12 protein-coding genes are annotated in these 13,984 nt (G+C 66.5%); 7 read left to right on the forward strand and 5 right to left on the reverse strand.

From position 1 onward, the window contains the following. Positions 1 to 73 precede the first annotated feature (73 nt). Together rapA and IB255_RS03420 are read left to right on the forward strand one after the other, a co-directional pair. Positions 74 to 2,926, forward strand: a complete 2,853-nt coding sequence (gene rapA, locus IB255_RS03415) for an RNA polymerase-associated protein RapA (protein ID WP_177429470.1) — start codon at positions 74 to 76, stop codon at positions 2,924 to 2,926. Between the two features lie 216 nt (positions 2,927 to 3,142). Next, positions 3,143 to 3,595, forward strand: a complete 453-nt coding sequence (locus tag IB255_RS03420; RefSeq protein ID WP_081515874.1) for a universal stress protein — start codon at positions 3,143 to 3,145, stop codon at positions 3,593 to 3,595. An 80-nt stretch (positions 3,596 to 3,675) separates the two neighbouring features. Here IB255_RS03420 and IB255_RS03425 read toward each other — a convergent pair whose 3' ends face one another. After that, complete coding sequence (locus tag IB255_RS03425) at positions 3,676 to 5,334, reverse strand: phosphoethanolamine transferase (protein ID WP_081515876.1); 1,659 nt, start codon at positions 5,332 to 5,334, stop codon at positions 3,676 to 3,678. A gap of 292 nt (positions 5,335 to 5,626) precedes the next feature. Between IB255_RS03425 and IB255_RS03430 the strand changes: the two genes are divergently transcribed. After that, positions 5,627 to 7,789, forward strand: a complete 2,163-nt coding sequence (locus tag IB255_RS03430; protein WP_081515878.1) for a putative bifunctional diguanylate cyclase/phosphodiesterase — start codon at positions 5,627 to 5,629, stop codon at positions 7,787 to 7,789. Positions 7,790 to 7,805: 16 nt separating this feature from the next. On the opposite strand, the gene IB255_RS03435 is transcribed toward IB255_RS03430, so the two are convergent. Together IB255_RS03435 and IB255_RS03440 are read right to left on the reverse strand one after the other, a co-directional pair. Then, positions 7,806 to 8,597 carry a hydroxypyruvate isomerase family protein gene (locus tag IB255_RS03435; RefSeq protein WP_081515880.1) on the reverse strand — a complete coding sequence of 264 codons (792 nt, stop codon included), beginning with the start codon at positions 8,595 to 8,597 and terminating at the stop codon, positions 7,806 to 7,808. Continuing rightward, positions 8,594 to 9,493, reverse strand: a complete 900-nt coding sequence (locus IB255_RS03440; protein ID WP_081515881.1) for an NAD(P)-dependent oxidoreductase — start codon at positions 9,491 to 9,493, stop codon at positions 8,594 to 8,596. Before IB255_RS03440 ends, IB255_RS03435 begins: the two co-directional genes overlap by 4 nt. A gap of 156 nt (positions 9,494 to 9,649) precedes the next feature. Here IB255_RS03440 and IB255_RS03445 point away from each other — a divergent pair, with 156 nt between their 5' ends. The 4 genes from IB255_RS03445 to phnE are packed head-to-tail and all read left to right on the forward strand — an operon-like array spanning position 9,650 to position 12,913. After that, the gene (locus IB255_RS03445) at positions 9,650 to 10,507 is read left to right on the forward strand and encodes a putative selenate ABC transporter substrate-binding protein (protein WP_192209803.1); all 858 of its coding nucleotides are present in this window, start codon (positions 9,650 to 9,652) and stop codon (positions 10,505 to 10,507) included. Continuing rightward, on the forward strand, positions 10,504 to 11,310 hold the full coding sequence (locus IB255_RS03450; RefSeq protein WP_192209804.1) for a phosphonate ABC transporter ATP-binding protein: 807 nt from the start codon (positions 10,504 to 10,506) through the stop codon (positions 11,308 to 11,310). The genes IB255_RS03445 and IB255_RS03450 overlap by 4 nt, the downstream gene beginning before the upstream one ends. Beyond that, positions 11,304 to 12,146, forward strand: a complete 843-nt coding sequence (locus IB255_RS03455; protein ID WP_192209805.1) for a PhnE/PtxC family ABC transporter permease — start codon at positions 11,304 to 11,306, stop codon at positions 12,144 to 12,146. The genes IB255_RS03450 and IB255_RS03455 overlap by 7 nt, the downstream gene beginning before the upstream one ends. Further along, positions 12,143 to 12,913 (forward strand): phosphonate ABC transporter, permease protein PhnE, encoded by a 771-nt coding sequence (gene phnE / locus IB255_RS03460; protein ID WP_081515888.1) that lies wholly within the window; start codon positions 12,143 to 12,145, stop codon positions 12,911 to 12,913. Before IB255_RS03455 ends, phnE begins: the two co-directional genes overlap by 4 nt. Positions 12,914 to 12,980: 67 nt before the next feature. On the opposite strand, the gene IB255_RS03465 is transcribed toward phnE, so the two are convergent. Continuing rightward, positions 12,981 to 13,346, reverse strand: coding sequence for a DUF5064 family protein (locus IB255_RS03465; protein WP_081515890.1), 366 nt, complete (start codon positions 13,344 to 13,346; stop codon positions 12,981 to 12,983). Positions 13,347 to 13,412: 66 nt separating this feature from the next. After that, positions 13,413 to 13,730, reverse strand: a complete 318-nt coding sequence (locus IB255_RS03470) for a DUF2288 domain-containing protein (protein ID WP_081515892.1) — start codon at positions 13,728 to 13,730, stop codon at positions 13,413 to 13,415. Between the last annotated feature and the right edge of the window lie 254 nt (positions 13,731 to 13,984).

Genomic DNA, 13,984 nt, shown 5'->3' on the forward strand with positions numbered 1-13,984 from the left:
GGGCGACCGGAGGTGCCGACGGCCATCGCTGAACGCTGCGCGTTCCGGTACCATAGCCGGCTTTTTTTGGGAGGTGTCCATGGCGCAGTATCAACCCGGTCAACGCTGGATCAGCGACAGTGAAGCGGAACTCGGCCTGGGGACCATCCTGGCGCTGGACGGCCGCATGCTCACGGTGCTCTATCCCGCCACCGGTGATACCCGCCAGTACGCCGAGCGCAATGCGCCGCTGACCCGTGTGCGCTTCGCCCCGGGCGATCAGATCACCCATTTCGAAGGCTGGAAGATGACCGTCCGCGAAGTGGACGAGATCGACGGCCTGCTGATCTACCACGGCATCACCGCGCAGAACGAGCAGCACACCGTCCCGGAAACCCAGCTGTCGAACTTCATCCAGTTCCGCCTGGCCAGCGACCGCCTGTTCGCCGGGCAGATCGACCCGATGTCCTGGTTCGGCCTGCGCTACCACACCCTGGAACACCGCACCCGCCTGCTGCAGTCCTCGCTCTGGGGCCTGGGCGGCGCCCGCGCGCAACCCATCGCGCACCAGTTGCACATCGCCCGCGAAGTCGCCGACCGCATGGCGCCGCGCGTCCTGCTGGCCGACGAAGTGGGCCTGGGCAAGACCATCGAAGCGGGCCTGGTGATCCATCGCCAACTGCTCTCCGGCCGCGCCAGTCGCGTACTGATCCTGGTGCCGGAAAACCTGCAGCACCAGTGGCTGGTGGAAATGCGCCGGCGCTTCAACCTGGAAGTCGCCCTGTTCGACCGCGAGCGTTTCGTCGAGAGCGATGCCAGCAACCCCTTCGAAGACACCCAGCTGGCCCTGGTGGCACTGGAGTGGCTGCGCGAGGACGAGAAGGCCCAGGACGCGCTGTTCGCCGCCGAGTGGGACCTGCTGGTGGTCGACGAAGCCCACCACCTCGTGTGGCACCCGGAACAGGCCAGCGCCGAATACCAGCTGGTCGAGCAACTCTCCCAGGTCATTCCCGGCGTGCTGCTGCTCACCGCGACCCCGGAACAGCTCGGCCTGGACAGCCACTTCGCCCGTCTGCGCCTGCTCGACCCGGACCGCTTCCACGATCTGGAAGCCTTCCGCACCGAAAGCACCCAGTACCGCCCGGTCGCCGAAGCGGTGCAGGAACTGGTGGACCAGGGCAGCCTCTCCCCCGCCGCTCGCCAGGCCATCCATGGCTTCCTCGGCAGCGCGGGCGACGAGCTGCTGGCCAGCGTCGAGGCCGGCAATGAAGATGCCCGCGCCCGCCTGGTACGCGAACTGCTCGACCGCCACGGCACCGGCCGCGTGCTGTTCCGCAACACCCGCGCCGCCGTGCAGGGCTTCCCGGAGCGCCAGCTGCATCCCTATGTGCTGACCAACCCGATCGAGTACATGGAACTGCCGCTGGGCGAGCACCCGGACCTCTACCCGGAAGTCAGCTTCCAGGCACAGGCCGAGGACGGCGACGAGAACGCCCGCTGGTGGCGCTTCGACCCGCGCGTCGACTGGCTGATCGACACCCTGAAGATGCTCAAGCAGTACAAGGTGCTGGTGATCTGCGCCCACGCCGAGACCGCCCTGGACCTGGGCGACGCGCTGCGCGTGAAGTCCGGCATCCCGGCCAGCGCGTTCCACGAGGGCATGAGCATCCTCGAGCGCGACCGCTCCGCCGCCTACTTCGCCGATGAAGAATTCGGCGCGCAGGTGCTGATCTGTTCGGAAATCGGCAGCGAAGGCCGCAACTTCCAGTTCGCCCATCACCTGGTGCTGTTCGACCTGCCGGCCCACCCGGACCAGCTGGAGCAGCGCATCGGCCGCCTCGACCGGATCGGCCAGAAGCACACCATCCAGATCCACGTGCCGCACCTGGAGAACAGCCCGCAGGAACGCCTGTTCCAGTGGTACCACCAGGCGCTCAACGCCTTCCTCAACACCTGCCCCACCGGCAACGCCCTGCAGCATCGCTTCGGCCCGCGCCTGGTGGAACTGCTGGACGGCGGCGACGACGACGCCTTCGAGGCCCTGCTGGCCGAAGGCACCGCCGCCCGCGAAGCGCTGGAAGCCGAGATGCACAACGGCCGCGACCGCCTGCTGGAGCTGAACTCCGGTGGCGCCGGCGAGGGCGAGGCGCTGGTGGAAGAAATCGAGGAGCAGGACGACCAGTTCGCCCTGCCGATCTACATGGAGCGCCTGTTCGACACCTACGGCATCGACAGCGAGGACCACTCCGAGAACGCGCTGATCCTGCGCCCGAGCGAGAAGATGCTCGACGCCAGCTTCCCGCTGGGCGACGACGAAGGCGTGACCGTCACCTACGACCGCGCCCAGGCCCTGGCCCGCGAAGACATGCAGTTCCTCACCTGGGAACACCCCATGGTGCAGGGCGGCATGGACCTGGTGCTGTCCGGCTCGCTGGGCAACACCTCGGTGGCGCTGATCAAGAACAAGGCGCTCAAGCCCGGCACCGTGCTGCTGGAGCTCCTGTTCGTCAGCGAAGCCGTGGCGCCGCGCAAGCTGCAGCTGGGCCGCTTCCTGCCGCCGGTGGCGCTGCGCTGCCTGATGGACGCCAACGGCAACGACCTGTCCTCGCGTGTCTCCTTCGAGACCCTGAACGACCAGCTGGAAAGCGTGCCGCGCGCCAGCGCCAACAAGTTCGTGCAGGCGCAGCGTGATGTACTGGCCAAGCAGTTCGCCCAGGCCGAGACCAAGATCACCCCGCGCCATGCCGAGCGCGTCGAAGCGGCCCGCCAGCAGCTGACCGCGACCCTGGACGAGGAACTGGCGCGTCTAACCGCGCTCAAGGCCGTCAACCCCAGCGTCCGCGACAGCGAGCTGGACGCCCTGCGCAAGCAGCGCGACGACAGCCTGGCGCTGCTGGACAAGGCCTCCCTGCGCCTGGAAGCGATCCGCGTGCTGGTCGCTGGCTGATCCCCGCCATCGCGTCATGAAGAAGCCGCCATCGGGCAACCGGTGGCGGCTTTTTTCATGCCTGGCCGGTGCACCGGCCGACTTCGAAACACCCCGTTACGCCGCTCTATTCCCGGCACGATCGGACACACCGACTACCATTGACGCTGCGCAAGGGAATCTCGCCCATGGGGGGATAGAGTTTCCTTACCAAGCCACTCATTGAGGGAACACATCATGTACGAGCGCATTCTGGTAGCGGTGGACGGCAGCCCGGTTTCCGACCGTGCCCTGGTCGAAGCGGCCAAGCTGGCCCAACTGAGCGGCGGCGAGCTGCGGGTCATCACCATCGTCGACAGCCCGCTGCGCCATCTGCCCGACTACGCCGTGTATTACAACCCGGAGCCGCTGCGCGAAGCCGCGCTGAAGGCTGCCGATGACATCCTCGCCAAGGCGAAGGACAAGGTCGCCGAGTTCCCGGTGAAAACCAGCTTCGAGCGGGTCTGCCAGGAACGCGCCAGCGAAGAGATCGCCGAGCGCATCGAGGTCGAGGCCGAAGCTTCCAAGGCCGACATCATCGTCATGGGCACCCACGGCCGCCGTGGCGTGCGCCGGCTGATGCTGGGCAGCGTGGCCGAAGGCCTGCTGCGCGTCAGCAACCGCCCGGTGCTGCTGGTTCGCGAGAAGTAACAGCCCACGCAAAGACAAAAGGCCCTGCGGCGAGAGCCGCAGGGCCTTTTTCATGGCCGCCGTTCAGGCCGGCCCTCAAGTCATTGCGCGGCAGTCATGTCGCGCCTGCAGGAGTGGAAGATATCCAGGTCCGGCTGGTACAGGCTGGTGTGCACGCCGTAAAGACCGAGCACCGAGTGGAACAGGTTGTCGTGGCTCAGCTCGGCGCCGTCGGCCTTCTTCTCCAGGCAACCGCGATCCACGCCCATGCCGCCCAGCGCACCGCTGCCGAACCACATCACCATGGGCACGTGGGTCTGCGCCTTCGGGGCGATAGCATAGGGCGCGGCATGCAGGTAGACGCCATTCTCGCCCAGCGACTCACCGTGGTCCGAGACATAGACCATCGAGGTGTCGAAGCGCTCCTGGTTCTGCTTGAGCAACTCGACCACCCTGGACAGGAAGAAATCGGTGTAGAGGATGGTGTTGTCGTAGACGTTCACCAGTTCCTCGCTGCTGCAACTGCCCAGCTGGTTGGTGCGGCACACCGGGGTGAAGCGCTCCAGCGACTTGGGATAGCGCTCGTAGTATTCCGGGCCGTGGCTGCCGTCGGCGTGCAGGACAATGATGGCGTTGTCCTTCAGGCCATCGATGTAGGCCTGCAGGTTCTGCAGCAGGGCTTCGTCCAGGCAGTTCTTGCCGTCGCAGAACGGGCCCGGCTGGTCCTTCGGAATATCGCGATTGGGCACGCGCAGGCAGGTGCCCTTGCAGTCGCTGTTGTTGTCCAGCCAGAGCACCGACACGCCGACGCGCTGGAGGATGTCCAGCAGCCCCTGGTTGGTCTTGCCCTTCTTGTCGCTGTAGTCCTCGCGGGGGAACCTGGAGAACATGCAGGGCACCGACACCGCGGTGGAAGTGCCGCAGGAGCTGACGTTGGTGAAGTTGAGGATGTCGAGTTTCTTCAGTTCCGGGTTGGTGTCGCGGGCGTAGCCGTTGAGGGAGAAGTGGTCCGCGCGGGCGGTTTCGCCAACCACGAAGATCATCAGCGACTTGCGGCCATCGGCACTCACCTTGCGCGGCATCACTGCGTCCTCGCCGATGGGCTGCACCACCAGGTTTTCCTTGATGCCCAGGCGCTGCTTGGTGAACTTGCTCACCGCGTAGATGTAGTTGGTCGGGTTGATGAAGTGGGTCAGCTTCTCTTCCTGGCGGAACACCGGGGCGTAGGTGGAATAGAACGCCCCCACGCAGACGGCGACCACCACCAGGCAGCCGAAGATCACCAGCACCTTGTTCAGCAGGCCACGGAAGAACGGGCTGTAGCGCACCGGTGTCAGCCAGATGATCGCTGCCGGGAGCACGCCGAGCACCAGCAGGTAGCCGAACATGCGTGCACTGAACAAGGCGGCGGCTTCGCCGGGGTTGGTCTCGACGACGTTCTGCACCATCACGGTATCGATCACGACACCGTAGGAATTCATGAAGTACGCCGCGGCCGCGGACACCAGCGCCACCAGGGTCAATGCCGGCTTGAGCAGCGGGCGGAACGACACCAGGGTCAGCAGCAGGGTGAAGGCCGCCCACAGGAAGAAGCCGAACGAGGCGAAGAACGCCACGCCCCACAGGCCCTCCATGGGCACCAGGCTGTTCAGCGCCCGCCAGGTGGCGAAGTTGTAGAACAGCACCAGTGCCAGCGAGAACATCAGGACCAGCCGCGCGGAACTGACCTGGGGGAAGAGGCGGCGCTTGCCCTCGGACATCGAGCGCACTCCTTACATCGAGAGTCGGATAGGAAATGGGATGGCCGACCCTGCCGGCCGGCGGCGCAACTCTAGCGGGCAGTTAGTCAAAAAAGTGTCAAGTTGGCTACAAGCTTCCGGTCGGCGGTCGGAACCGAGATCGGCTGGACACTTGGTACTACCGTACGTCGCGCGCCTCCCGGCATTGCGCCGAAAATTCAACGAGTTCCTTGCAGCGTCACCCGGGCTTCCTAGACTTGAAGCAAAGTGATATCAATCTGCCTCCTCCCCCGACATCCGGAGCATCCCGCCCATGGACTGGCACCAGGACGCCTTACCCGATGCTGTGCTGCTGGAGTGTTCACACAACCCCGGACTGGTCCTGCTGGCCATCCTGATCGCCTGCGTCGCCAGCTTCGTCGCGCTGAACATCACCGCGCGGATGGTCCGGGCTCCGCAACACGCACACCGCTGGCAGTGGGTCGGCGGCATCTGCCTGGGCAGCGGCATCTGGTCGATGCACTTCGTCTCCATGCTGGCCTTCCACGCTTCGGTGCCACTGCATTTCGCCGGCGGCCTGACCCTGCTTTCGCTGCTCATTGCCATCGCCATCTGCGTGGTTGCCATGCGCCTGCTCGCCCACGCCGGGCTGAGCCCGCTGCAGTACCTGCTGGCCGCCTGCTGCATCGGCGCCAGCATCGCCGGCATGCACTACACCGGCATGGCCGCCATCGAGTCACCACCGATGCAGCACTACGATCCGCTGCTGGTCACCCTCTCGGTGCTGATGGCCGTGCTGGTGGCCTTCGTCGCCCTGGTGCTGGCACCGGTGCTCAATCGCCAGCCGGCAGGCCGCCAGTGGATCTACCAGATCCTCGCCAGCCTGCTGCTGGGCGGCGCCATTTCCAGCATGCACTTCACCGGCATGGCCGCACTGACCCTGACCCTGCCCAGCTGGGTAGCGCCGGTGGCGGACCTGGGGCGCAACAACGCCATCCAGCTCGGCCTGATGGTCGGCCTGCTGGCGCTGGCCGTGGTGCTGGCCGGGCTCTGGGCGGCCTGGATCGAGGACAGCCTGGAAAGCAAGGTGAGCGAGCTGAGCCGGGTCAACGCCCTGCTCAACCAGCTGGACAGTGCCAACGCCTCGCTGCAGAAACTGGCGCGCTTCGACGGCCTCACCGGCCTGCATAACCGCAACGCGCTCAACGACGAGTTCGAGGCCCGCCTGCAACGCAACCGGCAGAAGGGCCAGGGCATGGCAGTCATCCTGCTGGACCTGGACCACTTCAAGCGGGTCAACGACTCCCTCGGCCATGCCGCTGGCGACGAACTGCTGTGCATCGTCTCCGAGCGCATCCGCAGCGCACTGCGCAGCACCGACCTGCTGGCGCGCTTTGGTGGCGACGAGTTCTGCATCCTCGCGGACCTTGGCGAGGATCACGAAGCGCGCATCCTCGCCCAGCGCCTGATGCAACGCATGAAGGAGCCGATCAGCATCGCCGGGCGCAGCCTGGTGATGACCATGAGCGTCGGCATCAGCCTGTTCCCCAACGACAGCGAGCAGCCCGAGGAACTGCTCAAGCACGCCGACCTCGCCCTGTACCAGTCCAAGGGCAACGGCCGCAATGCCACGCATTTCTTCAGTCCGCACCTGAAAACCAAGGCGACCCAGGAACTGCAGCTGGAAGAGGAGTTGCGCAAGGCACTGTGGGACGACGAACTGGTGCTCTACTACCAACCCATCCTGCGCATCGACCACGGCGAAGTGGAGCAGCTCGAAGCCCTGGTGCGCTGGAAGCACCCGACCCACGGCCTGCTGGCACCGGATCGCTTCATCGGGCTGGCGACCGCCAACGGGCTGATCGGCGCGCTGGATGCCTGGGTGCTGCGCCGCGCCTGCGAGGACCTGCGCCGCCTGCACGACCTCGGCTACAAGGACCTGCGGGTGGCGGTGAACTGCTGCGCCAGCAACCTGGGCCGCGAAGGGCTGGTCGATGAGGTCCAGCAGACTCTCGCCGACACCGGCCTCGCCGCCCGCTACCTGGAGATGGAAGTCACCGAGAACGCCGTGATGTCCAACATCAGCCAGGCCATCCCGCTGCTCAATCGCCTGCGCGACCTGGGCGTGAGCCTGTCCATCGACGACTTCGGCACCGGCTATTCGTCCCTGTCCTACCTGCGCCAGCTGCCGCTGGATGCGCTGAAGGTGGACCGTTCCTTCATCCGCGACGTGCCGCAATCACGGCGTGACAGCGAGATCGCCCAGGCCATCATCGCCATGGCGCAGAAGCTGCACCTTAAGGTGATCGCCGAGGGCGTGGAGCACGCGCAGCAACTGGCGTTCCTGCGCGACAACCATTGCGAGCTCGCCCAGGGCTACCTGTTCAGCCGGCCCCTGCCCCTCTCCGCGCTGGTGGAGTTCCTCGACGCCTACCGCGAGGACAGCGACTCGGCGCTGCTGCGCAGCCAGGCCTGAGGCCCGTGATCCAGGCTCAGAAGTCGAACTTGCCGGCGCGCCAGCGCGGCAGCCAGCGCAGGGAGTCGGCAGTGGTGCCGGTGGGGCGGTACTCGGCGCCCAGCCAGCCTTCGTAGCCGACATCGTCGAGCACCTGCAGCGGTACTGCGAACTCCATCTCGCCCGAGCCCGGCTCACCGCGCTCGGGGTAGTCGGCGAACTGCACGTGGCCGATCTGGCCCATCAGCGCGTAGATGCAATCCACCAGTTCCAGGCCCATGCGCGCCATGTGGTAGAGGTCCAGCTGCGCGCGCAGGTTCTCCCGCGCCACGCGCTCGAGCATGTCCTGCAGGTGCTCGGGGGTGTTGAGCAGGAAGTCCTTCATGTCGTGGCAGTTGATGGCTTCCATCAGCACGTCGGTGCCGCTGCCGGCGAAGGCATCGCAGGTGGCGCGCAGGCGCTCGGCGAGGGTCTGCAGCGCGACCTCGCGCTCCTGCCCCTCGACCAGCCGGCCGGCCAGCACGTTGATGTGCTGCGGCTTGACGATGCGCGCATAGTCCAGCGCCTTGGCCAGCGCCGCTTCGAACTCCGCCGCACGCTCCGGTACGGCGGCGATGCCGGGACCGCCCTGCATCAGGTCACCGGCCGGCAGGTTGATCAGCACCAGCGGCAGGCCGGCTTCGTCCAGTGCGGCTTTCAGGTCCTGCGCGGGGACGTCGTAGGGAAACTGGATCTCCACGCCCTCGAAACCGGCCTTGGCGGCGGCGTCGATACGCTGCAGCAGCGGGACTTCGGTGAACAGCAGGGACAGGTTGGCGCAGAGTTTCATGCGGGGAATTCCTTTGACTGACGGTATTGCTCGACCAGGGTAGCCGGGTCGCGTTCGAGATTGCCCTGGCTGCCATGCAGGCGCATCAGCTGCGCGGCAAGGCCGCTCATGGGCGTGGCCGAGCCTTCCTCGCGGGACAGCCTGACGGCGGTATCCAGGTCCTTGAGCAGTGTGCGCACGTGCCACTTCACCGGCTCGAAGCGGCTCTCGGCCATCTGCGGGGCAAGAATCTGCAAGGGCTTGGAATCGGCGAAACCGCCGGCCAGGGCCGGGGCGATCAGCCTGGCATCGACGCCGGACTGCTCCGCCAGCGCCACCACTTCGGCGATCACCAAGGCGTTGCAGGCGACGATCATCTGGTTGCACACCTTGGTCACCTGGCCTGCGCCGACATCGCCCATGCGCGTCAGGCGCTGGCCGAGGTGGGCGAGGATCGGCCGTACGCGCTCGATATCCTCGACACGGCCGCCGGCCATGATCGCCAGGGTGCCGGCCTCGGCACCCGGCGTGCCGCCGGAAACCGGCGCATCGACCCAGCGCATGCCGGTGCGTGCTGCAAGCTCGGCGGCCATCTCGCGGGTGGCGGCCGGTTCGAGACTGGAGAAGTCCACCAGCACCTGGCCGGCGCGGGCGCCTTCCACGATGCCACCAGCGCCGAACACCACTTCGCGCACGGCGGCGGTATCGGCCAGGCAGAGCATCACCACTTCGGCGTCGGCGCAAAGCTGCGCGGGCGTTTCAACGGCCGTGGCGCCTTCGGCGGCCAGCAGCTCGCGCTTGCCGGCGGAGCGGTTCCACACGGCCAGCGGGTAGCCCGCGGCGAGCAGGCGGCGCGTCATGGGTACCCCCATCAGGCCGAGACCGGCAAAAGCGAGGGATGGCAAAGGGGACGACATGGGGTGATCTCCAGTTCGACAGCAGGACGGGCACGGGGAGGCGGCATTCTAACAGGCGCGAAGTTGACCCGGCGGACGACGTGCCAGCTGCCAAACAGGCTCGCCGCCACTATACTCCCGGAGTTTTTTCCGCCATTGAACCGGAGAACTCTCCCCATGCTGAAACGCTCCCTGGCGCTCGCCGCCGGTTTTGCCCTGTCCCTGTCCGCCGTTTTCGCCCACGCCGACACCCCGAAAGAACTGAAAGTCTCGGCCATTCCCGATGAAGCCCCCACCGAACTGCTGCGCAAGTTCAAGCCGCTGGGTGCCTATCTGGAAGAGCAACTGGGCATGCCGGTGAAGTTCATCCCGGTGTCCGACTATGCCGGCGTGGTCGAAGCCCTGGCTTCGGATCGCCTCGACATGGCCTGGCTGGGCGGCTTCACCTTCGTCCAGGCGCGCCTGAAGACCGGCAACGCTATCCCGCTGGTACAGCGCGAGCAGGACCAGCAGTTCACCAGCAAATTCATCACTGCCGACCCGAACGTGAAATCGATCCAGGACCTCAAGGGCAAGACCTTCGCCTTCGGTTCCGTGTCGTCCACCTCCGGCAGCCTGATGCCGCGCTACTTCATGCAGAAGGACGGCGTGGTGCCCGAGCAGTTCTTCTCCCGCGTCGCCTACTCCGGCGCTCACGACGCCACCGTGGCCTGGGTCCAGGCCGGCAAGGTCGACGCCGGCGTGCTCAACGCCTCGGTCTGGCAGAAGCTGGTGGACAGCGGCAAGGTCGACACCAGCAAGGTGAAGGTCTTCGCCACTACCCCGACCTACTACGACTACAACTGGACCGTGCGCGGCAACCTCGACCCCGCGCTGGCGGAGAAGATCAAGAAGGCTTTCCTCGCCCTCGACCCGAGCAAACCGCGCGACAAGGAAATCCTCGACCTGCAGGCGGCCAGCCGTTTCATCGACACCAAGCCGGAAAACTACAAGGGCATCGAGGAATCGGCGCGCGCCGCCGGCCTGCTGAAGTGACCCTGAAACTGACCGGCGTGGAGCACATCCACGCCAACGGCCAGCGCTCGCTCGCCGGTATCGACCTCAGCGTCGCTGCCGGTGAACGGGTGGCGATCATCGGCCCGTCGGGTGCGGGCAAGACCACCCTGCTGCGCATCCTCGCCACTGCACTGAAGCCCGCTGCCGGCAGTTTCGACCTGCTCGGCACCCAGCCCTGGGCGCTGAGTGGTCCTGCGCGCCAGCGCCTGCGCTCGCGCATTGCCCTGGTGCACCAGGCTCCGCCGCTGCCACCGCGCCAGCGGGTGGTCACCGCCGTGCTCGCCGGCCGCCTCGGCCAGTGGCCGCTGTGGAAAAGCCTGGCCAGCCTGCTCTACCCCGTCGACAGCGCCGGCGCCCGCAGCGAACTGCAGCGCCTGGACCTGGGCGACAAGCTCTTCGAACGCTGCGACCAGCTCTCGGGCGGACAGTTGCAACGGGTCGGCATCGCCCGTGCGCTGTACCAGCAGGCCGAAGTGCTGCTGGCCGATGAACCCGTCTCGGCCATGGACCCGGTGCTCGCCGGCCATACCCTCGGCGTACTCACCCGTGAAGCGCAGAACCGTGGCGTGACGCTGCTGGCCAGCCTGCATGCGGTGGACCTGGCGCTGGAGCACTTCCCGCGTATCGTCGGCGTACGCGACGGACGCATCGCCTTCGACAAGGCGGCGGAGAACGTCACTCCCGAGGACCTGCGCGCCCTCTACGCCAACGAGCAACTCGGCCAGCAGGAAACTTCCTCGCCGGTGGGCAAACCGCTGGTGGTGCAGATTCCGCGATGCTGAACCCCGCACTTTCCAGGAGCCCGCCGCGCGACCCGGCAGCGTTGCCGCGCCTGCTGCTCACCCTGCTTGCCCTGGCGTTGCTGTGGCCGGGCCTGCGCCTGTCCGAGCTGGATATCGCCGGCCTGTTCAGCGGCGACAACGCGCGGACCATGGCCAACTTCCTCGGCGGCTTCTGGCCGCCGGCCCATGACGAGGAATTCCTCGCCCTGCTCGGCCGCGCCACCCTGGAAACCCTGGCCATCGCCACTGCCGGCATGGCGCTGGCCTGGCTGATCGCCTTCCCTGCCGCACTGCTGGCGACCCGCGCGCTGTCGATCTCCGCCCTGCCCCGCGGTGGCCTGCCGGCCTGGTGGGCGCGGGCGCTGCGCTGGCCAGTGCGCGGGTTGCTCATCGTGCTGCGCAGCGTGCCGGAAATCGTCTGGGCGCTGCTGTTCGTCCGCGCCGTGGGTCTGGGCCCCACCGCTGGCGTGCTGGCCATCGCCATCACCTATGGCGGCATGCTCGGCAAGGTCTACGCGGAAATCTTCGAATCGGTGGACCCGCGCCCGACCCGCGCCCTGTTGCTGGGCGGCGGTTCGCGGCTGCAGGCCTTCGCCTATGGCGTACTGCCCTCGGCCGCGCCGGAACTCATCTCCTACACCGTCTACCGCTGGGAATGCGCGATCCGCGCCTCGGTGGTGATGGGCTTCGTCGGCGCCGGCGGTCTCGGCCAGCAGATCGACCTGTCGCTGCGCATGTTCGCCGGCGGCGAGGTGGCGAGCATCCTGCTGATGTTCCTGGTGCTGGTGCTGGGCGCCGACCTGCTCAGCCGCTTCCTGCGCGGGAGGCTCGAATGACCGGCCTGCTGCGCAGCCTGGGCTGGCTGCTGCTGATCCTGCTCGCCATCGGCGCATCCTTCGCCTACCTGGAGATGGACACCGGCGGGCTGTTCGACGCGCGCGGCCTCGGCCAGATGCTCGACTACGGCCGCGACTTCCTCGCGCCGGACCTGAGCGCCACGCACCTCACGGCAGTCGGTCGCGGCGCCCTGGAAACCCTGGCGATGTCCGCCATCGGCACCCTGCTCGCGGCACTGCTGGGCATGTTGCTCGCGCTGCCGGCGGCCGGGCGTTTCGGGCGTATCGCCCAGAGCCTGTCGCGGCTGTTCCTGAATGCCCTGCGCGCGGTGCCGGAGCTGGTCTGGGGCGCGCTGATGGTGCTGGCCGCCGGGCTCGGCCCGAACGCCGGCACGCTCGCGCTGGCGCTGCACACCGGCGGCGTGCTCGGCCGGCTGTTCGCCGAGGCGCTGGAAAATACCCCGACCGCCCCGGCGGAAGCCGTGCGCCTGGCCGGCGGCGGACGCGTCGCCGCCTTCGCCTACGGCACTCTTCCGGCGGTCTGGCCGCAGTTGGTGGCGTACATGCTCTATCGCTGGGAGAACAACATCCGCATGGCCAGCGTGCTCGGCTTCGTCGGTGCAGGCGGCCTGGGGCAGATGCTGTATTTCAGCCTCAGCCTGTTCCAGCAGGCCCAGGCGGCCACAGTGATCATCGCCATGCTGCTGCTGGTGCTGTGCGTCGACAGCCTCAGCGCCTGGGCGCGGCAGCGCTGGGTGAGCCACTGAGTTCTGTGGCAGATGACGCACAACAAAAAGCCCGGCACATGGCCGGGCTTTTCTTTGAATGCGTCGCTTACGAATCGCCGTGGATGACCTTGTCCAGGTCGATCGGGTCGCCAGGGTTGGTGCCGAGTTTCTGGCGGATGTCCTCGAACATCGCGTCGTACTCCTTGTGGTTGCGCACCATCGAGCCGAACCGTGGATGCAGGCCATGCTTCTGCGCAATGCGGGTGGCATCGCTGGCAAAGTTGAAGGCCTGCTCCTTGGGCATGTCCCACTCTTCGGTAAAGGAATTACCGTCGATTTCGCCCTTCATGGTGAAGTGGACGATGGTGCCCTTTTCCACATCCTTGCGGACTTCATAGTTGATGTGAGCGTCAATCTCCTGCTGCCCCAGCCCCGGCAGGGACTGGAGATGCAGATGGCCCGGTTCGAACATGGCGAATCTCCTTCTATGGAATCCCGACAGTCTAGCCGGCCTTTTCGAATTGGAAATCGCCCTGCGTCAGTGCACGGACTCTTTTCGAACTCTTTCTTGAACCAACACCCAGGGCGCAATCACCACCGCCCAGAGTTCCGGGTCACGGTCGTGGAAGTCCTGCGCCAGCTTTTCGTCGACCTTGCTCAGATCACCACTGGCCAGCCAGGCGGCAACCTTGGTCCGGTCGTCCTCGGCCACGCCCATCGCGACCTCCACCAGATCGGCGCAAGCCGCGACCTTGAGCAGGTTGCCGCGGGCGAAGAAGGGCGCGAGCTCCTGCCAGGAAATCTTCGCGGTTTCGCCAAGCAACTTGGCATAGAGGGTGCTAGCTTGTTCAGTCATGAATCTCACCTGGTAAACGAACGGCGCCATGATAGCGCCGGGACCGCGCCAGGCAAGGTTCGGACGGCGTTTTCGCTGGTGACGGAAACCCACAAGGAAAAGTCATACAGCGCCGTTTTTCTGTACGTTTGTTTCAATCTTGCGACATGCCCACAATCGGCTGCCCGCCACCCGCTTTTCAAGCGGTCCGGCGGCACTCTACACTGTACCGGTACAGTTGCCGGTGGGTCTGTCCGGGGCAATCCCGGTCCGGT

Origin of the sequence: Pseudomonas sp. PDM22 (assembly GCF_014851965.1) — a bacterium.
Taxonomy (GTDB): Bacteria; Pseudomonadota; Gammaproteobacteria; order Pseudomonadales; family Pseudomonadaceae; genus Pseudomonas.